The sequence below is a fragment of the Pseudomonas imperatae genome (genome assembly GCF_057128625.1).
On sequence record NZ_JBSKHP010000048.1, the window covers coordinates 1 to 21,081 of the forward strand.

19 protein-coding genes are annotated in these 21,081 nt (G+C 67.0%); 12 read left to right on the forward strand and 7 right to left on the reverse strand.

Features of this window, described 5'->3' with window-relative positions:
• Positions 1-135: 135 nt before the first annotated feature.
• A complete protein-coding gene (locus ACWKWX_RS31965; protein ID WP_483829867.1) occupies positions 136-1,245 on the reverse strand; it encodes a saccharopine dehydrogenase family protein in 1,110 nt (369 codons plus the stop codon).
• Between the two features lie 42 nt (positions 1,246-1,287).
• Positions 1,288-2,208 (reverse strand): helix-turn-helix transcriptional regulator, encoded by a 921-nt coding sequence (locus ACWKWX_RS31970; RefSeq protein WP_483829868.1) that lies wholly within the window; start codon positions 2,206-2,208, stop codon positions 1,288-1,290.
• A gap of 487 nt (positions 2,209-2,695) precedes the next feature.
• Between ACWKWX_RS31970 and ACWKWX_RS31975 the strand changes: the two genes are divergently transcribed.
• The 4 genes from ACWKWX_RS31975 to ACWKWX_RS31990 all read left to right on the forward strand — a co-directional run bounded on the left by ACWKWX_RS31975 (position 2,696) and on the right by ACWKWX_RS31990 (position 6,477).
• Entirely contained in the window at positions 2,696-3,943 is a 1,248-nt protein-coding gene (locus ACWKWX_RS31975) for an MFS transporter (protein WP_483829876.1), read from the forward strand.
• Between the two features lie 98 nt (positions 3,944-4,041).
• Positions 4,042-4,731: a fumarylacetoacetate hydrolase family protein gene (locus tag ACWKWX_RS31980; RefSeq protein ID WP_483829869.1), complete on the forward strand. Its 690-nt coding sequence runs from the start codon at positions 4,042-4,044 to the stop codon at positions 4,729-4,731.
• Positions 4,732-4,755: 24 nt separating this feature from the next.
• Positions 4,756-5,517, forward strand: a complete 762-nt coding sequence (locus ACWKWX_RS31985) for an SDR family oxidoreductase (RefSeq protein WP_483829870.1) — start codon at positions 4,756-4,758, stop codon at positions 5,515-5,517.
• 33 nt (positions 5,518-5,550) lie between these two features.
• Positions 5,551-6,477: a 2-hydroxyacid dehydrogenase gene (locus ACWKWX_RS31990; protein WP_483829871.1), complete on the forward strand. Its 927-nt coding sequence runs from the start codon at positions 5,551-5,553 to the stop codon at positions 6,475-6,477.
• Positions 6,478-6,840: 363 nt separating this feature from the next.
• Here ACWKWX_RS31990 and ACWKWX_RS31995 read toward each other — a convergent pair whose 3' ends face one another.
• Positions 6,841-7,047, reverse strand: a complete 207-nt coding sequence (locus tag ACWKWX_RS31995) for a hypothetical protein (protein ID WP_416427612.1) — start codon at positions 7,045-7,047, stop codon at positions 6,841-6,843.
• On the opposite strand from ACWKWX_RS31995, the gene ACWKWX_RS32000 reads away from it, so the two are divergent.
• The 4 genes from ACWKWX_RS32000 to ACWKWX_RS32015 all read left to right on the forward strand — a co-directional run bounded on the left by ACWKWX_RS32000 (position 6,947) and on the right by ACWKWX_RS32015 (position 11,675).
• Complete coding sequence (locus ACWKWX_RS32000) at positions 6,947-8,740, forward strand: DUF1302 domain-containing protein (protein ID WP_473002762.1); 1,794 nt, start codon at positions 6,947-6,949, stop codon at positions 8,738-8,740. The two genes, ACWKWX_RS31995 and ACWKWX_RS32000, sit on opposite strands and share 101 nt — an antisense overlap.
• A 12-nt stretch (positions 8,741-8,752) precedes the next feature.
• Entirely contained in the window at positions 8,753-10,126 is a 1,374-nt protein-coding gene (locus ACWKWX_RS32005) for a DUF1329 domain-containing protein (protein ID WP_473002760.1), read from the forward strand.
• 220 nt (positions 10,127-10,346) lie between these two features.
• A complete protein-coding gene (locus ACWKWX_RS32010) occupies positions 10,347-10,784 on the forward strand; it encodes an NfeD family protein (protein ID WP_476297217.1) in 438 nt (145 codons plus the stop codon).
• A gap of 33 nt (positions 10,785-10,817) precedes the next feature.
• A complete protein-coding gene (locus ACWKWX_RS32015) occupies positions 10,818-11,675 on the forward strand; it encodes an SPFH domain-containing protein (RefSeq protein ID WP_416424895.1) in 858 nt (285 codons plus the stop codon).
• 44 nt (positions 11,676-11,719) lie between these two features.
• Here ACWKWX_RS32015 and dxs read toward each other — a convergent pair whose 3' ends face one another.
• Genes dxs through idi form a run of 4 tightly spaced genes read right to left on the reverse strand, consistent with a single transcriptional unit; the run spans position 11,720 to position 16,327 of the window.
• Positions 11,720-13,633 carry a 1-deoxy-D-xylulose-5-phosphate synthase gene (gene dxs, locus ACWKWX_RS32020; protein ID WP_483829872.1) on the reverse strand — a complete coding sequence of 638 codons (1,914 nt, stop codon included), beginning with the start codon at positions 13,631-13,633 and terminating at the stop codon, positions 11,720-11,722.
• Between the two features lie 44 nt (positions 13,634-13,677).
• Positions 13,678-14,565 (reverse strand): (2E,6E)-farnesyl diphosphate synthase, encoded by an 888-nt coding sequence (ispA, locus tag ACWKWX_RS32025; protein WP_476297221.1) that lies wholly within the window; start codon positions 14,563-14,565, stop codon positions 13,678-13,680.
• A 54-nt stretch (positions 14,566-14,619) separates the two neighbouring features.
• Positions 14,620-15,711 (reverse strand): adenosyl-hopene transferase HpnH, encoded by a 1,092-nt coding sequence (hpnH, locus tag ACWKWX_RS32030; RefSeq protein WP_476297223.1) that lies wholly within the window; start codon positions 15,709-15,711, stop codon positions 14,620-14,622.
• Between the two features lie 19 nt (positions 15,712-15,730).
• A complete protein-coding gene (gene idi / locus ACWKWX_RS32035) occupies positions 15,731-16,327 on the reverse strand; it encodes an isopentenyl-diphosphate Delta-isomerase (RefSeq protein ID WP_416424891.1) in 597 nt (198 codons plus the stop codon).
• A gap of 150 nt (positions 16,328-16,477) precedes the next feature.
• Between idi and hpnI the strand changes: the two genes are divergently transcribed.
• From hpnI to ACWKWX_RS32055, 4 genes are read left to right on the forward strand one after another with little or no spacing between them, the layout of a single operon-like run.
• On the forward strand, positions 16,478-17,602 hold the full coding sequence (gene hpnI / locus ACWKWX_RS32040; RefSeq protein ID WP_483829873.1) for a bacteriohopanetetrol glucosamine biosynthesis glycosyltransferase HpnI: 1,125 nt from the start codon (positions 16,478-16,480) through the stop codon (positions 17,600-17,602).
• A 57-nt stretch (positions 17,603-17,659) separates the two neighbouring features.
• Positions 17,660-19,087, forward strand: a complete 1,428-nt coding sequence (gene hpnJ, locus ACWKWX_RS32045; RefSeq protein ID WP_416424889.1) for a hopanoid biosynthesis associated radical SAM protein HpnJ — start codon at positions 17,660-17,662, stop codon at positions 19,085-19,087.
• Positions 19,087-19,914 (forward strand): hopanoid biosynthesis-associated protein HpnK, encoded by an 828-nt coding sequence (gene hpnK, locus ACWKWX_RS32050; RefSeq protein WP_483829874.1) that lies wholly within the window; start codon positions 19,087-19,089, stop codon positions 19,912-19,914. The genes hpnJ and hpnK overlap by 1 nt, the downstream gene beginning before the upstream one ends.
• Positions 19,911-20,909 (forward strand): flippase-like domain-containing protein, encoded by a 999-nt coding sequence (locus tag ACWKWX_RS32055; protein WP_483829875.1) that lies wholly within the window; start codon positions 19,911-19,913, stop codon positions 20,907-20,909. Before hpnK ends, ACWKWX_RS32055 begins: the two co-directional genes overlap by 4 nt.
• Positions 20,910-21,081: the final 172 nt, after the last annotated feature.

Here is a 21,081-nt window from a genome sequence, read left to right on the forward strand (position 1 = left end):
CCCCGGCTACGCCAGGGACCGCTTGATCAACGCCTCCAGTCGGCCCGGGCGCTTTACGGGGCATACAATCAAGATCACAAGCAAGATCACAAGCAAGATCAACAGCAACTCACAAACCAGCTTCACCTCGTTGCATCACGTCACCGTGTGCTCCACCCTCTGCGCAAACCCCCACCGCGCAAACTCCGGTGCGAACTCATCCAGCGTCAGCAACCCCATGCACGCCATGGCGCCGGTCTGATGCAATTGGCCGCGGGCCAATTTGCACGCCAGCAACACCGTGGCCATGCACGGAATCTCCGGGCCATTGCCCCCCGGCGCAGTCAGCTGCCAGGTGCACTCCACGCCACGGCCGTCGGCGCCCACGCCCTTGAGCCGCACGCGCATGCCGCCCAGGTCACTGCCAAAGCGGTCCAGCAGCACATTGGCCCAGCGGTTCAAGCGCGCGGCGTGCTGGGCAATCGGCAGCGGTAGGCCCACCCGCCGCAACGCCGCCACCAGCCACAAGCCCAGGTGCTGGATGCGCAGCTCCAGGGCAGCATGGAAGCTCACCTCGCGCACGCCGGGGTAGCGCGCCGGGAACAGTTCCAGGTCGGGCACGTCGCAGGCTGCGCCCCAGCGCTGGCCGATGCCTTCGAAGCTGAAGCGGCGCAGGTTCTGCCAGCCGTGGACGGTGGCCCAGCGGCCGTTGTGCCAGCGCTTGAAGCCCTGGCCGGCGTAGCCGAACACCGCCTTGATCGTCGCTTCGCCGCGTGGCGCCTGCTGGCCGGGGGCGATGGCCACCTGCACGCTGTCCAGGCGTGCCCAGCCGGCGCTCAGGTGGTCGACCACGGCGGTGGACAGGCCGGGCAGGGTGCTGGCGCCGCTGACCGCCAGCACCCCGGCGGCGCTGGCAGCGGTGTGCACGTTGGCGCGGAAGTCGGCGACGAAATCGCGGCCGTCGGACAGGTCCAGGTAATGCGCGCCGACCGCGCAGGCGGCCAGCGCCACGCGGTAGTCCTGGCCCTGGTAGGGGCCGGCGCAGTGGATCACCAGTTGCGGCCGCAGGTCGGCCAGTTGGCTTTGCAACCGCGGGCTGTCGATGTCCAGGGGCGCGGTGGTAATGGCGCTGAGCGGCCCGAAGAAGGTGCTGCCGCTGACCGGCTTGCGGCCGGTGGCCACCAGTTCCAGGCCCGGCTCCATGGCCAGGCGGCGGCAGATGCGGGCGCCGAAGTTGCCCAACCCGCCGATGACGATCACGCGCATGTACTGTCCTTGATGCTAGGGCGATGCCCGCCAGTATAGGGGCTAGCCGGCCTGGCCGGTAACCGCCTGCTGCTGGCGCCGGTACTGCCCCGGCGGCAGGCCGTGGATATGGCGGAAACGCCGGGAAAAATAGGCCTCGTCGGCGAACCCGCACAGCCGCGCGATCTCGCCCACCGGCTTGAGGCTGTCCAGTAGCAGCTGCCGGGCCAGGTGCATGCGCCGCTCCAGCACCAGCTCGCTGAAGCTCTTGCCAATCTCCTTTTTCAGCCAGTGGGTCAGGTAGTGGGGCGACAGGTAGGTGGCGGCCGCCACCTTCTTCAGGTCCAGCTCCGGGTCGGCCAGGTGCGTGCGCACGTAGGTGGACATGCGCTTGAGCGCATCACGCCGGCTGAGCTGGGCGGCATTGCTGCTGGCCAGGGCCTTGAGCGGCTCGGCGTACTGGCTGCAGACGCCGCCGATCAGCTGCAGCAGCAGGCCCTTGAGCGACTCGCGCATGCCGAACTGGCGGTCGCGGTCCAGCGCGTGCATCTGCTCCAGCAAGCCGCACACCTGGGCGAAGGGCGCGGGCTCGAGGATGAAGTCCAGGTGCTCCTGGAAGCGAAACGGCGCCAGCTCCGGGGCCAGGGCGATCGACACGTCCTCAAGATCCAGCGGGTCGCAGCTCAGGTGCGGCAGCAGGAAGGCCTGGGAGAAGTTGATCAACTGGAAATGCGCGTGCGCAGGGTGCGGGATCATGTGCACCCGGTGCGGCAGGATGAACGCCAGGGCGCGGCTGGGGAAGGGCCGCTGCACGTTGCCGATGTGCTGCACGGTGTCGCCGCCCAGGTTCACCTGAATCTGGAAATACTCGTGGCGGTGCGGGGCGGTCTCGGGTTTGCGCACGCTTTCGTCGCGAATGTAGAAGTCGGGGCGTTCGCTGCGTTGCTGCATGCCGAAGGTGGGCACGCGGCTGGAAGACTGCATGGTGTCTCTCCTGTTGTTCAGCCGCTGGGGGCGGCTGTCAGGCGTGTTGTTTTGGGTGATTGTACGATCACTTTGCACACTTTGCGTGGCTTTGTGGTTTTTGCCAAGTGCAAAAACGCTGCTGCGCGCCTGGCCGATGGTAACCGCTCTAAATCAATAATTCTGGCGATTAATTGGCGTTTTGCCAGCTTGTTTTCAGCGCTTTTTGTTTTTGGACTTTTGACCTCTAGCCGGTTTCGCTGTGCAAAAACGTTCTAACCGGCCCGTTGATTTTCAATGGTTGTACGATCACTTTGGAGGCGTCCGACTCGATACCTATCAACAATAATTAGAAGGTGTTCGTACCATGCAGACGACTCCCCACGAGTACCTGGCCCCCAGCAACCGGCAGATGCCCAACGTCGACGCCGACCTGGTGGCCGCCCCCGCCGAAACCTTCGACCACAGCACCAGCGCCGCGCGCCTGCCCACCCGGCGACGCTGGTTCATGCTGTCGCTGCTGCTGATCGCCACCATCATCAACTACGTGGACCGGGTGAACATCTCCATCGCCGCGCCATTCATGGCCAAGGACCTGGGCCTGGACAAGATCCAGATGGGCCTGATTTTCTCCGGCTTCGCCTGGACCTACGCGCTGGCGCTGGTGCCGGCCGGCTTCGTCGCCGACCGCTTTGGCTCGCGCTTCACCTACGGCCTGTCGCTGATCACCTGGTCGGCGGTCACCGTCGGCCAGGGCCTGGCCGGTGGCTTTGCCTCGCTGTTCGGCCTGCGCCTGGCCGTCGGCGCCCTGGAAGCCCCGGCGTTCCCGGCCAACAGCCGTGCGGTGGCGGTGTGGTTCCCGGCCCGCGAGCGCGGCCTGGCGAGCAGCATCTACGTGTGCGGCCAGTACCTGGGCACGGCGCTGTTCACCGGCGCGCTGCTGTGGCTGGCCACCACCTACGACTGGCGCCACGTGTTCTACACCACCGGCCTGGTGGGCATCGCCTTCGGCGTGGCCTGGCTGTACCTGTACCGCGACCCGCTGGCCTGCAAGAAGGTCAGCGCCCAGGAACTGCAGTACATCGAGGATGGCGGCGGCCTGGTGAAAGCCAGCGCCCAGCGCACCCGCTTCAGCTGGCGGCAGATCGGCGAGCTGCTCGGCTACCGGCAGATCTGGGCGATCTGCATCGGCAAGTTCGCCAGCACCTCGGCGCTGTATTTCTTCCTCACCTGGTTCCCCACCTACCTGATCGAAGAGCGCCACCTGACCATGATCAAGGTCGGTATTTTCGCGGTGATGCCGTTCCTCGGCGCCACGGTGGGCATCCTCCTGGCCGGGATCCTCTCGGACTGGATGATCCGCCGCGGCTACTCCATGTCCTTTGCACGCAAGCTGCCGCTGGTGGTGGGCTCGATGCTGGGCATGTCCATCGTGCTGGTGAACTTCACCGACTCCAACGTGGTGTGCATCGCCATCCTTACCACCGCGTTCTTCGCCCAGGGCATTGCCTCGGCGTCGTGGGCCGCGGTGTCGGAGGTGGCGCCCAAGGAGCTGGTGGGCCTGACCGGTGGCATCACCAGCCTGGCGGCGAACATCGGCGGCATCGTCACGCCCATCGTCATCGGCGGCATCGTCCATGCCACCGGCTCGTTCGCCTACGCCTTCTGGTTCATCGGCGCGGTGGCGCTGTGCGGCACGCTGTCCTACTCGCTGCTGCTGGGGCGCCTGTACCGCATTCAACTGCGTGCCCGCTGAGCCCGGTTTACTCCAGGACAGCCACGGTTTTCTCCAACTTTCACCGCCCACGGCGCCGTACTCTGTGGGCCAACGACACACAGGCCACGAGGTAGACCATGAGCCCATTCGTATTTGCCCCCGACGCGGGCGTGACCCTGGACGTGCAGGGCAGTGACGCGCGCTTCCCGGTGAACCGGGTGTTCTGCCTGGGCCGCAACTACCCCTGGGGCGACGCCCAGGACGCCGTGCGCCAGGCGCCGATGTTCTTCATGAAACCGGCCAGCGCTGTGCTGCAGGCCGGCGGCGAGCTGGCGTACCCGCCGCTGACCCGCGAGTTCTGCCACGAGATCGAACTGGTGGTGGCCATCGGCACCGGGGGCGGCGATATCCCTGAAAGCCGCGCGCTAGAGCATGTCTGGGGCTACGCTGCAGGGTTGGACCTGACCCGCCGCGACTTGCAGATGGCCGCCAAGGCCGCCGGCCAGCCCTGGGAGGCGGCCAAGGCCTTCGACGGCTCGGCGCCCATCGGCCCGGTGGTGCCGGTGAGCCGCATCGGCCACCCCGACCGCGGCGCAGTGTGGCTGCAGGTCAACGGCGTGGAGCGCCAGCGCTCCAGCCTGGAACAGCAGATCTGGTCGGTGAGCGAAATCATCAGCCGCCTGTCCCAGTCCATCGCCCTGCGCCCCGGCGACCTGATCATGACCGGCACGCCGCCGGGGGTGGCCGCGCTGGAACCGGGCGACGTGATCAGCGCCGGCATCGACGGCATCGGTGAACTGAGCGTGCGCGTGGGCGCGCGCCGTTAATCCATTCATCAAGGAGTGAGCGACATGACAACAACAACGCGCAAAGTGGCCCTGGTAACTGGCGCCGGCAGTGGCATCGGCCGCGCCGTGGCCCTGGGCCTGCTGGCCGACGGCTTCACCCTGGTGCTGGCCGGCCGCCGCGCCGAGCCCCTGCAGGAACTGGTGGACAAGGCCCGTGCCGAGGGCGGCGAGGCGCTGGCGGTGCCCACCGACGTGCGTGACCCGGCCAGCGTCGACGCGCTGTTCGCCACGGTGGAAGAGGTGTACGGCCGCCTCGACGTGATTTTCAACAACGCCGGGGTCAACACCCCTGCAGTGCCCATCGACGAACTGGCCGTGGACCAGTGGCTGAACGTGATCAACACCAACCTTACCGGGGTGTTCCTGTGCAGCCGTGGCGCCTTCGGCCTGATGCGCCGCCAGCAGCCCCAGGGCGGGCGCATCATCAACAACGGCTCGATCTCGGCCCACGCGCCACGGCCGTTCAGCGCGCCCTACACCGCCAGCAAGCACGCGGTGCTGGGCCTGACCAAGAGCCTGGCGCTGGACGGCCGCGAGTTCAACATCGCCTGCAGCCAGATCGACATCGGCAACGCCCTCACCGAACTGTCGGTGCGCATGACCAAGGGCGTGCGCCAGGCCAACGGCGAGATCGCCGTGGAGCCCATGGTCGACGTGCAGCACATCGCTGACGCGGTGCGCTATATCGCCGGGCTGCCGCTGTCGGCCAACGTGCTGAACATGACGGTGATGGCCACCAACATGCCGTTCGTGGGCCGCGGCTGAGCCGCGCCGTTCCCCTTTGTCGTCGAGGTCACCATGAAGCCGCACATCCTGCAACTGAGCCCCATCCTCATCCCCGAGATTCGCGAGCAGCTGGCCACGCTGTTCACCGTGCACCCCTATTACCAGCAGGCCGACAAGGCCGCGTACCTGCGTGAAGTGGGCGGGCAGATCCGTGGCGTGATCACCGGCGGCCACACCGGCATTACCCGCCAGGTGATGGAACAACTGCCCCACCTGGAAGTGGTGGCCGTGAACGGCGTGGGCACCGACGCCGTGGACCTGGCCTATGCCCGCGACCACGGCATCACCGTCAGCGCCACCGTGGGCGCGCTGACCGAGGACGTTGCCGACCTTGCCATGGGCCTGCTGATCGCCGCCTGCCGCGGCCTGTGCACCAGCGACCGCTACGTGCGCAGCGGCCAGTGGCCCGCCAGCGCCACGCCACTGGCGCCGCTGCCGCTGGCGCGCCAGGTCAGTGGCCTGCGTGTGGGCATTGTCGGCCTGGGCCGGGTAGGGCGCGCTGTCGCCACCCGCGCCACCGCGTTTGGCTGCCCCATCAGCTACACCGACCTGCAGCCCATGGGCGACGTGCCCTACACCTTCGTCGCCGACCTGGTGGAACTGGCGCGCCACAGCGACGCGCTTATCGTGGCGGCGGCGGCAGACAAGGCCGAGGGCATCATCGACGCCAGGGTGTTGCAGGCCCTGGGCAGTGGTGGCTACCTGATCAACGTGGCGCGCGGCAAGCTGGTGAACGAGCCGGACCTGCTGGCTGCGCTGGAAGCGGGGCACATTGCCGGGGCCGGGCTGGACGTGTTCGTCGACGAGCCCAACGTGCCGCCGGCGCTGTTCGCCCGCGACGACGTGGTGCTGCAACCGCACCGCGCCAGCGCCACCGTGCAGACGCGCACGCGCATGGGCGAGATGGTGATCGCGAGTTTGCGGCAGGCCCTGATCTGAGGCACCGCGCTTGTGGGAGCTGGCTTGCCAGCGAGCTTTTTGGATGCTTCAACAACTCGCTGGCAAGCCAGCTCCCACGGGCGCGAAACAATGTGTCACACATGTTGTTTGGTGATACAGCTCACATTGCGCCATGAATAACACCGCCCGCTCATCGCGGGCTTTTGTTTATGGGCCCCTATAACGCCCCCGCATGTACCTGGTGCAGCCCGCGAGTTTGGCGGGGCTGAAAGGTTTTAACTGCCCAAGCAACAATCGTACCCAGGCCCGGCGCCATGGGCCTGCACGCGTTTGGGTCAATTTGACAGTATCAGGGATGGCACATAGATTGTTGGCAGGTTGTTTCAAATGCGTACAGTTGAATTAACCTTCCGCATCTTTAGCTGTCTTCACGGAATAAAAAAAGGCATGACCGGGCGTTCGCGCGGGCGGTGCAACAATAATGTGGGGATTCACCAGGGAGCGCCAAATGATAACAAAAATAAGGTTCGCGGGTTTTTCATCAACCATTGTGGCCGTCGTCGCGGGGTGTGCCGTCAGCTTCGAGGCACAGGCGGTGAATTTCAACATTGGGGAAATCGAGGGGCAGTTCGACTCGTCCCTGTCCATCGGCGCCAGCTGGAGCACCCAGAGCCCCAAGCAGTCGCTGATCGGCTCGGCCAACGGCGGCCATGGCTTTACCCAGACCAACGATGACGGGCGCTTGAACTTCGAGAAAGGCGAGACTTTCTCCAAGATTTTCAAGGGCATCCATGACCTGGAGTTGAAGTACAATAATTTTGGCGTGTTTACCCGTGCCAAGTATTGGTATGACTTCGAACTTCAGGACGAGAACCAGGACTTCAAGAACGTCAGTAATGACCATCGCCAGGAAGCGGCCAAATCTTCCGGCATCGAATTACTTGACGCCTTCGCTTATTACAACTACCAGCTCGCGGAAAAGCCCGGCAGCGTGCGCCTGGGCAAGCAAGTGGTGAGTTGGGGTGAAAGTACTTTCATTGGCGGGGGTATCAACTCCATCAACCCCATCGACGTGTCGGCATTCCGCCGCCCCGGTGCGGAAATCAAGGAAGGCCTGATCCCGGTGAACATGTTGTACGTGTCCCAGGGGCTGACCGACAAACTGTCCGCCGAGGCGTTCTACCAACTGGGTTGGGACAACACCATCCTCGACAACTGCGGCACCTTCTTCTCGTCCACCGACGTGGCCGCCAAGGGCTGCCGCAACAACTACACCATCCTCGACGCCACCACCGTCAACGCGCTGAACCAGCCGGGCACCAAGGCCGCGCTGAATTCGCTGGGCGTGAACGTGACGCCTGAAGGCCTGATCGTACCGCGCGGCTCCGACAACGATGCGCGCGACTCCGGCCAGTGGGGCCTGGCCTTGCGCTGGCTGGGCGACGACACCGAGTACGGCGCCTACGTGATGAACTATCACAGCCGCACCCCGTACGTGAGCGTGCAGAACGCCAGCGCCGCCGACATCCGCCGCGCGCTGACCACCCCGGCGCTGGCCCAGCCGATTCTGCTGGGGCGCGGCAGCTACTTCCTCGAATACCCCGAGGACATTCGCCTGTACGGCCTGAGCTTCGCTACCACGTTGCCCACCGGCACCGCCTGGAGCGGCGAGGTCAGCTACCGGCCGAACATGCCGCTGCAGCTCAACACCACCGACGTCACGACCATGCTCGCCAGTTCCGTGGCCACCGCCGCGGCCACCGGCGGCGCGGCTGCGGCGCTGGCCCAGGCCAACCAGGTGGACAGCGGCTACGTGCGCAAGCCGGTCACCCAGGTGCAGACCACCTTCACCCACTTCTTCGACCAGGTGATGGGCGCCCAGCGCCTGACGCTGGTGGGCGAGGTGGGCATGGACCACGTGTCCGGGGTCAGCGACATCGCCGGCAACCGCTTTGGCCGCGACGCCGTGTTCGGCATTCCGGAAAACGCCGCGGCCGACGCCGAGTACGGCTCGGGCGGCTTCTACACCACCACCTCGTGGGGCTACCGCGCCCGGGCCATCTGGGACTATGCCAACGCCATCGCCGGCATCAACCTCAAGCCCAACATTGCCTGGTCACATGACGTGCACGGCTATGGGCCGGTGTTCAACGAAGGGGTCAAGGCCGTCAGCCTGGGGCTGGATGCCGACTACCAGAACACCTACACCGCCAGCCTCAACTACACCAACTTCTTTGGTGGCGATTACAACACCGTGTCTGACCGCGACTTCGTCGCCCTCAGCTTCGGCGTGAACTTCTAAGGTGGGGAACTCATGATGATTGGCAAGCAGGCAATGCAATGCGCCGCCCTGGCCCTGAGCCTGGTGGCAGTGAACGTGATGGCGGCGGTCAGCCCCGACCAGGTGGCCAAGCTGGGCACCACCCTGACCCCGCTGGGAGGCGAGAAGGCCGGCAACAAGGACGGCAGCATCCCGGCCTACGACGGCGGCCTGAAAACCAACGCCGCGCCGGTGGACAGCAACGGCTTCCTGGGCGACCCCTACGCCGGCGAAAAACCCTTGTTCACCATTACCGCGAAGAACCTCGACCAGTACCAGGGCAAGCTCTCGGCCGGGCAGATCGCCCTGTTCAAGCGCTACCCCGATACGTTCGTGATCCCGGTGTACACCACCCACCGCAGCGTCGCGGTGCCGGCCAACGTGGCCGCGGCGGCGAAAATCAGCGCTGCCAAGGTCAACCTGGTGGCGGACGGCAACGGCCTGGAAAACTTCGACCAGAGCCGCTTCTACGCCTTCCCGATCCCGCAGAACGGCCTGGAGGTGATCTGGAACCACATCACCCGCTACCGCGGTGGCAACCTCAGCCGCGTGTACACCCAGGCCGCGCCACAGGCCAACGGCTCCTACAACATCGTGCAGCTGCGTGACCAGGTCGGTTTCCCTGACCAGATGCCGGGCATCGACCCCCAGGAGGCGCAGAACGCGCTGCTGTACTTCAAGCAGGAAGTCACCGCGCCGGCGCGCCTGGCCGGTGACGTGCTGTTGGTGCACGACTCGCTGAACCAGATCAAGCAGCCGCGCGAAGCCTGGGTCTACAGTGCCGGCCAGCGCCGCGTGCGGCGTGCCCCGCAGGTGGCCTATGACGGCCCGGGCACCGCCTCGGACGGCATGCGCACCTCGGACAACTTCGACATGTTCAACGGCGCCCCGGACCGCTACGACTGGAAGCTGGTGGGCAAGCAGGAGATGTACATCCCCTACAACAACTTCCGCCTGGCGCTGCCGACAGTGAAATACGCCGACATCCTGCAGGCCGGCCACACCAACCAGACCCTGGCCCGCTATGAGCTGCACCGGGTGTGGGTGGTGGAAGCCACGCTCAAGCCCAGCGCGCGCAATATCTACGGCAAGCGCACCTTCTATGTGGACGAGGACAGCTGGAACATCGCCATGTCCGACCTGTACGACGGCCGCGGCCAACTGTGGCGCGTAGGGCAGGCGATGCTGATGCCGTACTACCACCGCCAGGTCCAGGCCGAGGCGTTCGAGGGGCTGTATGACCTGCTGGGCGGCCGCTACATCGTCACCGGCATGAGCAACGAAGAGCGCAACTTCGTGCAGTTCGACCTGAAGATGACCCCAGCCGACTACACCCCCAACGCGCTGCGCAGCGCGGGTACCCGCTGATATCGCCTAGCCACGCGCCCTCGTAGCCGCTGCCGAAGGCTGCGCTGGCCCTCAAATACACTGGAAATTTCCAGCGTACCCAAGGGCCAGCGCAGCCTGTCGGCAGCGGCTACAAGGCTGTGGCATTCCTGTCTTGTTACATCCTCCTCTCGATCCGCTGCCGGGTTCTCTGGCACACTCTCGCCCGTACCTCCTTCCCGATACACACAAGCGAGCCGACATGGATTTTGACTGGCAGATCTGGATCGCCCTGGGCGTGGCCCTGGCGGTGCTGGAGCTCTTCACCGCGACGTTCTTCATCCTCTGGTTCGCCGTGGGCGCCGTGCTCATCGGCGTGGTGGCCCTGGTCGTGCCCGCTGTCACCCTGGGCACGCAGATCGTCAGTTGGGTGCTGCTGTCGTCGCTGATCGCTCTGGTGTGGCTGAAGTTCTTCCGCAAGCGCCGCCCCGAAACCCGCTGGAGCGTGGACGAGGTGCTGGGCGAGGTGGGCCTGCTGACCGTAGCCGTGGCGCCGTTCCAGAAGGGCCGGGTGCGCTTCCAGAAGCCCATCCTCGGCGCCGAGGAGTGGGCCTGCGTGGCCGACGAAGCCATCAGCGCCGGCACCCGCGTGCGCCTGGTGAAGGTGGAAGGTGGCACGGTGCGCGTCACCGTGGCCTGATTTTCCTGCTCACTATTCTCAAGGACCGACACCATGCTCTTCAGCAGCTTGATCATCCCGTTGTTGCTCACCGCTTTCGCCCTGGTCACCCTGGCCAAGGGCGTGCGCATCGTGCCCCAGGGCGAGGAATGGATAGTGGAGCGCCTGGGGCGCTACCACACCACCCTCAAGCCGGGGCTCAACTTCGTCATTCCGTACATGGACCGGGTGCAGTACAACCTGCCCACCAAGGACATCATCCTCGACATCCAGCAGCAGGAAATCATCACCAAGGACAACGCCATCATCGTTGCCAACGCCCTGTGCTTCCTCAAGGTGATCGACCCGCAGAAGGCCGCCTACGGCGTGCAGGACTACCAGTACGCGGTGTCCAGCCTGACCATGACTGCGTTGCGGGCCATCATCGGCACACTGGACCTGGACGAGGCGCTGTCCAGCCGCGAGGCCATCAAGGCCAAGCTGGCCGAGGCGATGAGCACCCAGACCGACGACTGGGGCATTGCCGTGCGTTCGGTGGAGATCCAGGACATCAAGCCGTCGGCGTCCATGCAGGGCGCCATGGAACGCCAGGCCGCCGCCGAGCGTGAGCGCAAGGCCGCCGTGACCCGCGCCGAGGGCGAACGCCAGGCGGCGGTGCTGGCGGCTACCGCGCGCGAAGAAGCGGCCACCAAGGACGCCGCGGCCACGGTGAAGCTGGCCGAGGCCTCGGCGACGTCCATCGTCAAGATCAAGCAGGCGATCGGTGATGACATGGTGCCGGCCATGTACCTGCTGGGAGAGCGCTATATCGACGCCATGCAGTCGCTGGCGGCCAGCAACAACGCCAAGGTGGTGGTGTTGCCCGCCGACCTGCAGGAAACCGTGCGCGGGTTGATGGGCAAGAAGAGTTGACCGCGGTGTGCCCGGACGCAGCCTGCGGCAGCTGCTACGGGGTGTCAGGCTGAGCGCGAGGCTACCTTTACGGCCGGCGCCAGGCGCTGGCGGATGGCGGCCTCGATGCCCGCCGCGTCCAGCCCGCACTCGGCCAGCATCTGCGTCGGGGTGGCGTGCTCGATGTAGCGGTCCGGCAAGCCCAGGTGCAGCAGCGGCATGATGATGCCCTGGGCCGCCAGATATTCGCCCACGGCGCTGCCGGCGCCGCCCATCAGGCTGTTTTCCTCCACCGTCACCAACAACTCATGCTCGGCGGCCAGCTGGCGAATCAGCGCCTCGTCCAGGGGCTTGACGAAGCGCATGTCGGCCACGCTCAGGTCCAGCGCCTCTGCCACCTGCAGCGCCGCCGGCAGCAGGGTGCCGAACACCAGCAGCGCCACCTGGCGGCCGCGCCGGCGCAGCACGCCCTTGCCGATCTCCAGCGGCTGCAGCCCCGGCTCGATGCGCGCGTTGGGCCCGGTGCCACGTGGGTAGCGCACGGCGGCGGGGCCTGAATACTGGAAGCCGGTGCTCAGCAGCCGGCGCAGTTCGTTCTCGTCGCTGGGCGCCATGATCACCATGCCCGGCACGCAGCGCAGGTAGCACAGGTCGAAGCTGCCGGCGTGGGTCGGGCCATCCTCGCCCACCAGCCCCGCGCGGTCGATGGCGAACAGCACGTCGAGGTTCTGCAGGGCCACGTCGTGGATCAGCTGGTCATAGGCGCGCTGCAGGAACGTCGAGTAGATCGCCACCACCGGCTTCAGGCCCTCGCAGGCCATGCCGGCGGCCAGGGTCACGGCGTGCTGTTCGGCGATGGCCACGTCGAAGTAGCGCTGGGGGTAGCGTTCGCTGAAGGCCACCAGGTCCGAGCCTTCCTTCATGGCCGGGGTAATGCCGGTCAGGCGCGGGTCGGCGGCCGCCATGTCGCACAGCCACTGGCCGAACACGCTGGAATACTTCGGCCCACTGGTCGCCTTGGGCACCGGCGCGGCCTCGGGGGCCGGCAGCTTGCCGATGGCGTGCCAGGTGATGGGGTCGGCCTCGGCGGGGGCGAAGCCCTTGCCCTTGCGGGTGGCGACGTGGAGGAATTGCGGGCCCTTGAGGTCGCGCATGTTGCCCAGGGTGGCCACCAGGGTGGGCAGGTCGTGGCCGTCGATCGGGCCGATGTAGTTCCAGCCCAGCTCTTCGAACAGCATGCCGGGGGCGAGCATGCCCTTGGCGTACTCCTCGGTGCGCCGGCCCAGCTCCCAGGCGCCGGGCAGGCGCGCGAGGATGCGCTTGCCGCCCTCGCGCATGCAGCTGTAGGTGCGGCTGGACAGCACCCGCGCCAGGTAATTGGACAGCCCACCCAGGTTGCGGGAAATCGACATGTCGTTGTCGTTGAGCACCACCAGCAGGTCGGCGCCTACCTCCGGGGCGTGGTTCAGGGCCTCGAAGGCCATGCCGGCGGTCATCGCGCCGTCGCCGATCACCGCCACGGTCTTGTGCGGCAGGCCGCGCAGGCGGGCAGCGATGGCCATGCCCAGGGCGGTGCTGATGGAGGTGCTGGAATGGCCGACGCCGAAGGTGTCGTAGGCGCTTTCGCAGCGCCGCGGAAACGCCGCCAGGCCGTGCTGCTGGCGCAGGGTGTGCATCAGGCCGCGGCGCCCGGTGAGGATCTTGTGCGGGTAGGCCTGGTGGCCCACGTCCCACACCAGGCGGTCCACCGGGGTGTCGAACACGTAGTGCAGGGCGATGGTCAGTTCGATCACCCCAAGGCCGGCGCCGAAGTGGCCGCCCGTGCGGCCCACGGTGTACAGCAGTTCCTGGCGCAGCTCATCGGCCAGGGCCTGCAACTGCGCCTCGTTGAGGCGGCGCAATTGCAGCGGCGTGGGCGTGTGGTCGAGCAGCGGCGTGGCCGGCGCGGTGCGGGGTATTTCCAGGAAGGTTTTCTGCATGGTCTTCTCCCCACGTGGCCCGGCTGGCGAACGCCGGGGCGGCCTCAGTGATGACGCTCGACAATGAACCGCGCCAGCGCCCGCAGCGCGTCGGCGTGATGGTCCAGCGGGTTCAGCGCGCCCAGGGCTTCGTCCAGCAGGTGCCGGGCATAGTCCTTGGCCGCCGCCAGCCCCAGCAGGGCAGGGTAGGTGGGCTTGTGGTGGGCTTCGTCGGCGCCCTGGCGCTTGCCCAGGGTGGCGGTGTCGCTTTCCACGTCGAGAATGTCGTCCTGCACCTGGAACGCCAGGCCCACGGCCCGGGCGTAGTCAGCCAGGGCCTTAAGCGCGGCCTCGTCGGCACGGCCGCTGGCCAGGGCGCCCATGCGCACGCTGGCGCTGATCAGCGCGCCGGTCTTGTGCCGGTGCATGGTTTCCAGCGCCGGCTGGTCCAGCTGCTTGCCCACCGCCGCCAGGTCGATGGCCTGGCCGCCGGCCATGCCCGCCGGGCCGGAAGCCTGGGCCAGGGTGCGCAGCATGCGCAGGCGCAGGCCGGGGTCGGCGGGGTTGTGGCGCTCGCTGCACAGGGTCTCGAAGGCCAGGGTCTGCAACCCGTCACCGGCGAGAATCGCGGTGGCTTCGTCGAAGGCCTTGTGGGTGGTGGGCTGGCCGCGGCGCAGGTCATCGTCGTCCATGGCCGGCAGGTCGTCGTGAACCAGGGAATAGGCGTGTATCAGCTCCACGGCGCAGGCGGCGCCCAGGGCCTGGCGCGGGTCGCCCTCCAGGGCCTGGCAGGCGCCGTGCACCAGCAACGGGCGCACGCGCTTGCCGCCGTTGAGCACGCTGTAGCGCATGGCGTCGTACAAATGCTGCAAGGGCGCGCTGGGCGTCTGCAGCAACTCCTGCAGGCCAGCGTCGACCCACGCCTGGCACTGTTTCTGGTAGGCGATAATCATCGGTGGTCCTTTTCTAGTTATGTGCCGTGGCCGCCAGCGCGGCGCCGGCGGCGGTCACGGTGTGTCGATCAGCTTCACCGGTATGGGCTGGGCATAGCGCACCGGCAGCGCCTCGGCCATCGCGCCCTCGGTGCGCGGCCCCAGCAGCGCCACGCGCAAGGCCTTGAGCGGGTGGGCAAAAGTGTCGTCGACGGCGGTGCCCTCGAACCCGCAGTGGGCCATGCAGTTGTCGCACTTGGGGTTGATGCCCACGCCGTAGCGTTCCCATTCGGTGCTGTCCATCAGCGCCTGGTAGCTGGGCGCGTAGCCTTCGTCCACCAGCAGGTAGCAGGGCTTCTGCCAGCCAAAAATGTTGTAGGTGGGGTTGGACCAGGGCGTGCACTGGTAGCGCTGGTTGCCGGCCAGGAAGTCGAGGAACATCGACGACTGGTTGAACACCCATTTGCGCGAGCGGCCCTTGGCGCGCTTGAACACCTCGCGGAACAGCTGGCTGCTTTCGGTGCGGCCCAGGAACACGTCGTGGCGCGGCGCGTGGTCGTAGCTGAAACCGGGGGACACGGTGATGCCTTCCACGCCCAGTTCCATGGCGTAGTCGAAGAAGGCGGCGATGTCGTCCGGCGGTTCCTCGTTGAACAAGGTGCAGTTGACGGTGACCCGGTAGCCGCGCGACAGCGCCAGCTTGATCGCCGCTACTGCCTTGTCGAACACGCCGTCCATGCACACCGACTGGTCATGGCGTTCGCGCAGGCCATCCAGGTGGATCGACCAGGTGAAGTAGGGGGAGGGCTGGTACTCGTCGATGTGCTTGGCCAGCAGGATGGCATTGGTGCACAGGTAGACGAACTTCTTGCGGGCGATGATGCCCTGCACGATCTGCGGCAGCTCCTTGTGGATCAGCGGCTCGCCGCCGGGAATCGACACCACCGGGGCGCCGCATTCGTCCACCGCGCGCAGGGCATCTTCGACGCTCATGCGCCGCTGCAGGATGTCCTTGGGGTGGTCGATCTTGCCGCAGCCGGCGCAGGCCAGGTTGCACTGGAACAGGGGCTCGAGCATCATCGCCAACGGGTAGCGGCGCTGGCCGGTGAGCTTCTTGCCCAGGATGTACCCGGCGATCTTGACCTGCTGAATAATTGGAATACCCACCACAGTCTCCTTCGCGTCATCAAGCCAACGGGGCGAACACCTCGGCGTGGTCACGGCGCAGCCGTTGCCATTCGCTCTTGAACCAGGGGGTGAAGGTGTGCGGCCGCTCGGCTATTTCCTGGTCCAGCGCCTCGGGGGCGATGTAGCGCAGGGCCGATACCTCGTTGAGGTTGAGCACCGGGGCTGCGTCGGTGCGCCCGGCGTACACCCAGCACAATTCGTTCTCGGCACCCTGGGCGTCGAACTGGGCCTGGTACTGGAATTTGAACAGGAAGCGGAAGTCACAGCGCATGCCCAGTTCTTCTTCCAGGCGGCGCTCGATGGCCACCTCCATGCTTTCGTCGCGGCGCGGGTGGCTGCAGCAGGTGTTGGACCAGTAGCCGGGCCACAGGCGCTTGCCCGCGGCGCGCTGTTGCAGCAGCAACTCGCCCTTGTGGTTGAACACCAGCAGCGAGAAGGCACGGTGCAGCACGCCCTGGCCCTGGTGGGCCGAGGCCTTGTCGAGGAAACCGACTTCGCGGTCCTGTTCGTCTACCAATACCAGCGGTTCGTCGTTGAACGACACGACACTGCGTGAATGCCGCCAAGGGCGACTTTCCAGTTCCGGAGTGGTCAAGGGTCTACCTCCTGGGCCCAGTCAACGCTCATCACTATAGTGCACAATTTTCAGTGTGCGACCCGGTTTGTGGATGTGTTCGATCATCGGCAAGCTGCGTGAACACCGGCTAAGGTGTCAGACTGGCACGGGCGAACAGGCGAGGCTGCGATGGGCTTGGCAGAGGTTCTCAATCATGCAGGGCATTGGCTGGGCAGCGGTTTGCTGCTGGCAGCCGCAGGCTACGCGCTGGCGAGCCTGTGGGCGGTACGCAAGCCGTTGCCGGCCCAGGCCACGGGCGGCCGGCCGGCGGTGTCGGTGCTCAAGCCCCTGCATGGCGCCGAGCCGCGGCTGTATGAAAATTTATTCACGGTGGCCAGCCAGCTGCGCGAGGGCGACCAATTGCTGTGCGGCGTGCGCGAGGCCCACGACCCGGCCATCGCCGTGGTGCAGGCGCTGCAGGCGGCGCTGCCGGGCCGCGACATCCAGCTGGTGCTGGAGCCGCGCGTGCACGGCAGCAACCTCAAGGTCAGCAACTTGCTCAACCTGCAGGCGCACGCCCGCCACGACTGGCTGGTGCTGGCCGACAGCGACATCAGCGTGCCCCCCGGTTACCTGGACGCGGTGGTGGCACCGCTGGCCGACCCGGGTGTGGGCGTGGTCACCTGCCTGTACCACGGCGTGGCCCAGGCCAGCTTCTGGTCGCGGCTGGGCTGCCTGTTCATCGACGACTGGTTCGCGCCCTCGGTGCGCCTGTCCCACGCCCTGGGCTCGCGGCGCTTTGCCTTCGGCTCGACCATCGCCCTGCGCGCCGACAGCCTGGCGGCCATCGGCGGCCTGGCAACGCTGGCCGACACCCTGGCCGACGACTTCTGGCTGGGCGAGCTGACCCGGCGCGCCGGCTTGCGCACGGTGCTGTCGCCGGTGTGGGTGGGCACCGAGGTCAGCGAAACGCGCTTTGCTACGCTGGTCAGCCACGAGCTGCGCTGGCTGCGCACCATTCGCGCCATCGCCCCGGCGGGCTTCTTTGCCAGTGTGGTGTGCTTCACCTGGCCGCTGGCGCTGCTGGGCCTGGCCCTGGCGCCCACTGCTCTGAACCTGGCGTTGGCAGTGCTGGCCCTGGGCGCGCGGGTGCTGCGCTGGCGGCGCGGGGCGGGGGCGCAAAGCGCCTGGTTGATGCCGGTGCGCGATGTGCTGTTGCTGCTGGAATGGGCCGTGGCGCTGACCGGCTGGCGGGTGAAATGGCGCGGGCAGGTGATGCATGCGCGTAAGGACGGGCCGATACGCTATTCTTGATCGGCGCAGGTGAATGTCAGGCAAACCCGGCCAAGGGCCGTTGGAGCTGAGAATCCCATGAAGACGCTTTTTCTGCAGGCACCGTCGTTCGACGGGTTCGATGGCGGGGCGGGCTCGCGGTACCAGGCCCGGCGTGAAATCAAGAGCTTCTGGTACCCCACCTGGCTGGCCCAGCCCGCAGCCATGGTGCCCGGCGCGCGGCTGCTGGACGCGCCGGTTGAAGAGCTGTCGGTGGAGGCCACCCTCGACATTGCCGCCGCTTTCGAGCTGGTGATCATCCACACCAGCACGCCGTCCTTTCCCACCGACGTGCGTTTTGTCGAGCTGCTCAAAGCACGCTGCCCGGCCATGCTGATCGGCCTGGTGGGCGCCAAGGTGGCGGTGGACCCCGCTGATTCCCTGGCCGCCAGCAGCGCCATCGATTTCGTCGCGCGCGAGGAATTCGACTACACCTGCAAGGAGATCGCCACTGGCCGGCCCCTGGCCCAGGTGGCGGGCATCACCTGGCGCGACGCTGACGGCAAGCTGGTGCACAACCCGCCCCGGGCGATGATCGAGGACATGGACGAACTGCCGTTCGTGGCCCCGGTGTACCAGCGCGACCTGAAGATCGAGCGCTACTTCATCGGCTACCTCAAGCACCCCTACGTGTCGATCTACACCGGCCGTGGCTGCCGCTCCAAATGCACCTTCTGCTTGTGGCCGCAGACCGTCGGCGGCCACCGCTACCGGGTGCGCTCGGCGGCCAACGTGATCGCCGAGGCGAAGTGGATCAAGGAGAACATGCCCCAGGTCAAGGAGCTGATGTTCGACGACGACACCTTCACCGACAGCAGCAACCTGCCCCGGGTGCACGACATTGCCCGCGGCCTGCATGAACTGGGCTGGACCTGGAGCTGCAACGCCAAGGCCAACGTGCCCTACGAGTCGCTGAAAATCATGAAGGACAACGGCCTGCGCCTGCTGCTGGTGGGCTTCGAGTCGGGCGACGACCAGATCCTGCACAACATCAAGAAGGGCCTGCGCGTGGACATCGCCCGGCGCTTCAGCGAGAACTGCCGGCAGCTGGGCATCCAGGTGCACGGCACCTTCATCCTCGGCCTGCCGGGCGAGACCCGCGAGACTATCGCCAAGACCATCGCCTTCGCCAAGGAGATCAACCCGCACACCGTGCAGGTGTCACTGGCGGCGCCGTACCCCGGCACCACCCTGTACCGCCAGGCCGTGGAGAACGGCTGGCTGCAGCCCGAGGAGGGCGGCCACCTGGTCAACGACAAGGGCGTGCAACTGGCGTCCATCAGCTACCCGCACCTGTCGCGCGAAGACATTTTCCACGGCATCGAGACCTTCTACCGCAGTTTCTATTTCCGCCCCTCGAAGATCTGGGAAATCGTGCGCGAGATGCTCGGCAGCTGGGAAATGACCAAGCGCCGCCTGCGCGAGGGCGTGGAGTTTTTCCGCTTCCTGCGTGAGCACCAGGCTTGATGGCAGCCGACACCCGGCCGCGGCTGATCGTCACCGCCGATGATTTCGGCCTGCACCCGGCGGTGAACCAGGCGGTGGAGCAGGGTTTCAGCCAGGGCGTGCTGCGCGCCGCCAGCCTGATGGTGGCCGCGCCGGCGGCGGCCGATGCGGTGGCCCGGGCCCGGCGCCTGCCTGGCCTGGCCGTGGGCCTGCACCTGGTGCTGGCCGAGGGCAGGGCGGTGCTGGCGCCCGCGCAAATCCCCGACCTGGTGGACGCCAGTGGCCAGTTCGGCAGCAACATGGTCGGCGCCGGCGTGCGCTTTTTCTTCGTGCCCAGGGTGCGCCGGCAGCTGGCGGCGGAGATCCGTGCGCAGTTCCAGGCGTTCGCCGCCACCGGCCTGCGCCTGGACCACGTCAACGCCCACAAGCACTTCCACCTGCACCCCACGGTGCTGACGCTGATTTTGCGCATCGGCCGCGACTTCGGCCTGCGCGCCGTGCGCGTGCCGGCCGAGCCGGGTATGGGCCCGTGGCTGCGGCCGTGGCTGGCGCTGATGCGCTGGCGCCTGGGGCGTGCCGGGGTGGCCTGCAACGACCACGTGTTCGGCCTGCGCCACAGCGGCGCCATGGACGAAGGCGTGCTGCTGGACGCCCTGGCCCGGCTGCCTGGCGGCCTGTCCGAGCTGTACCTGCACCCGGCGGTGCATGGCGGCCTGACCCCGGCCATGGGCAGCTACCGCCACGCCGACGAATTGGCCGCGCTGCTGTCGCCGCGGGTACGCCAGGCCGTCGACCACCACTGCCGGCTGTGCAACGGCTTCGGCGACCCGGCGGCTCTGCAGCCATGAACCGCTGGACCTGGCTGGCCGGGCTGCTGGGGCTGATCGCGGTGATCGCCCTGGTGCTGCACCAGGACGTGGGCGCCATCCTCGCCGCCGTCCAGCACGCCGGCTGGGCGCTGCTGTGGCTGCTGCCGTTTCACCTCGTGCCGCTGTGGCTGGACGTGCTCGGCTGGCGGGTGTTGCTGGCCCCGCGCGACCCCGAGGGCCGCGCCGGGGTGGCGGTGCTGCTGTGGATCGCGGCCATCCGCGAGGCCTTCAACCGGCTGCTGCCGGTGGCCAACATTGGCGGTGAGATCGTCGGCATCCGCCTGGTGAAGTGGCGCGGCGTCGACGGCGCGGCGGCCACCGCCAGCATCGTCCTTGAAGTGCTGCTAACCCTGGTCAACCAGTACCTGTTCACCGCCCTGGGGGTGGTGCTGTTGATCGCCATCACCCGTCAGGTGGGGGCGTTGGATTCGCTGTTATTCGCCTTGCTCGCCAGCCTGCCGTTGCCCCTGGGGCTGTTTTGGCTGGTGCGTCACGGGCAACTGTTCGCGCGCCTGGAAAGCGTGGCCGAACGCATCCTGGGTGGCCGCACGCGGCTCACTGAACTGATCAACGGCCAGCGCCTGGACCAGGACATCCGTGCCCTTAGCACCCCGCGCTGGCGGCTTTTGGCGGCCGGCGGCTGGCAGCTGGCGGGGTTCGTGGTGGGCAGCCTGGAGACGTGGTTGGCGTTGCGGTTGCTGGGGTTCGAGGTGAGCGTCTGGGACGCCATCGCCATCGAGGCAGTGACCCAGGCGCTGCGCCACCTGATCTTCATCGTGCCGGCGGGGCTGGGGGTGCAGGAGGGTGGGTTGGTGCTGTTTGGCAGTTTGATTGGCGTGCCGGTGGAGGCGAGCCTGGCGTTGTCGTTGGTGAAGCGGTTGCGGGAGATTGGGTTTGGGGTGCCAGCGTTGGTTTCCTGGTATTGGGTGGAGGTGCGGCAGGTGCGGCAGCGGCCGCAACGCCAACCGCAATAGCCACAGCAACAGCAACAGCAACAGCAACAGCAACAGCAACAGCCCTGACACCGCGGACCGCTTTTGCTTCCGTGAGGCCTTTGATCTTGATTGTATGCCCCGTAAAGCGCCAGGGCCGACTGGAGGCGTCGGCCGAGCGGTCCACGGCGTAGCCGGGGAAGACGGAACCGGA

Excerpts from the sequence above, each read along its gene's own strand:
- ACWKWX_RS31985 (WP_483829870.1), top strand. The coding sequence starts at position 4,756 with ATGACAACAACAACGCGCAAAGTGGCCCTGGTAACTGGCGCCGGCAGT.
- ACWKWX_RS31965 (WP_483829867.1), bottom strand. The coding sequence starts at position 1,245 with ATGCGCGTGATCGTCATCGGCGGGTTGGGCAACTTCGGCGCCCGCATC.
- dxs (WP_483829872.1), bottom strand. The coding sequence starts at position 13,633 with ATGCAGAAAACCTTCCTGGAAATACCCCGCACCGCGCCGGCCACGCCG.
- ACWKWX_RS31995 (WP_416427612.1), bottom strand. The coding sequence starts at position 7,047 with ATGTTGAAATTCACCGCCTGTGCCTCGAAGCTGACGGCACACCCCGCG.
- hpnI (WP_483829873.1), top strand. The coding sequence starts at position 16,478 with ATGGGCTTGGCAGAGGTTCTCAATCATGCAGGGCATTGGCTGGGCAGC.
- ACWKWX_RS31980 (WP_483829869.1), top strand. The coding sequence starts at position 4,042 with ATGAGCCCATTCGTATTTGCCCCCGACGCGGGCGTGACCCTGGACGTG.
- ispA (WP_476297221.1), bottom strand. The coding sequence starts at position 14,565 with ATGATTATCGCCTACCAGAAACAGTGCCAGGCGTGGGTCGACGCTGGC.
- ACWKWX_RS31970 (WP_483829868.1), bottom strand. The coding sequence starts at position 2,208 with ATGCAGTCTTCCAGCCGCGTGCCCACCTTCGGCATGCAGCAACGCAGC.
- ACWKWX_RS32000 (WP_473002762.1), top strand. The coding sequence starts at position 6,947 with ATGATAACAAAAATAAGGTTCGCGGGTTTTTCATCAACCATTGTGGCC.
- ACWKWX_RS32005 (WP_473002760.1), top strand. The coding sequence starts at position 8,753 with ATGATGATTGGCAAGCAGGCAATGCAATGCGCCGCCCTGGCCCTGAGC.
- hpnJ (WP_416424889.1), top strand. The coding sequence starts at position 17,660 with ATGAAGACGCTTTTTCTGCAGGCACCGTCGTTCGACGGGTTCGATGGC.
- ACWKWX_RS31975 (WP_483829876.1), top strand. The coding sequence starts at position 2,696 with ATGCTGTCGCTGCTGCTGATCGCCACCATCATCAACTACGTGGACCGG.
- ACWKWX_RS31990 (WP_483829871.1), top strand. The coding sequence starts at position 5,551 with ATGAAGCCGCACATCCTGCAACTGAGCCCCATCCTCATCCCCGAGATT.
- ACWKWX_RS32010 (WP_476297217.1), top strand. The coding sequence starts at position 10,347 with ATGGATTTTGACTGGCAGATCTGGATCGCCCTGGGCGTGGCCCTGGCG.
- hpnK (WP_483829874.1), top strand. The coding sequence starts at position 19,087 with ATGGCAGCCGACACCCGGCCGCGGCTGATCGTCACCGCCGATGATTTC.
- ACWKWX_RS32055 (WP_483829875.1), top strand. The coding sequence starts at position 19,911 with ATGAACCGCTGGACCTGGCTGGCCGGGCTGCTGGGGCTGATCGCGGTG.
- ACWKWX_RS32015 (WP_416424895.1), top strand. The coding sequence starts at position 10,818 with ATGCTCTTCAGCAGCTTGATCATCCCGTTGTTGCTCACCGCTTTCGCC.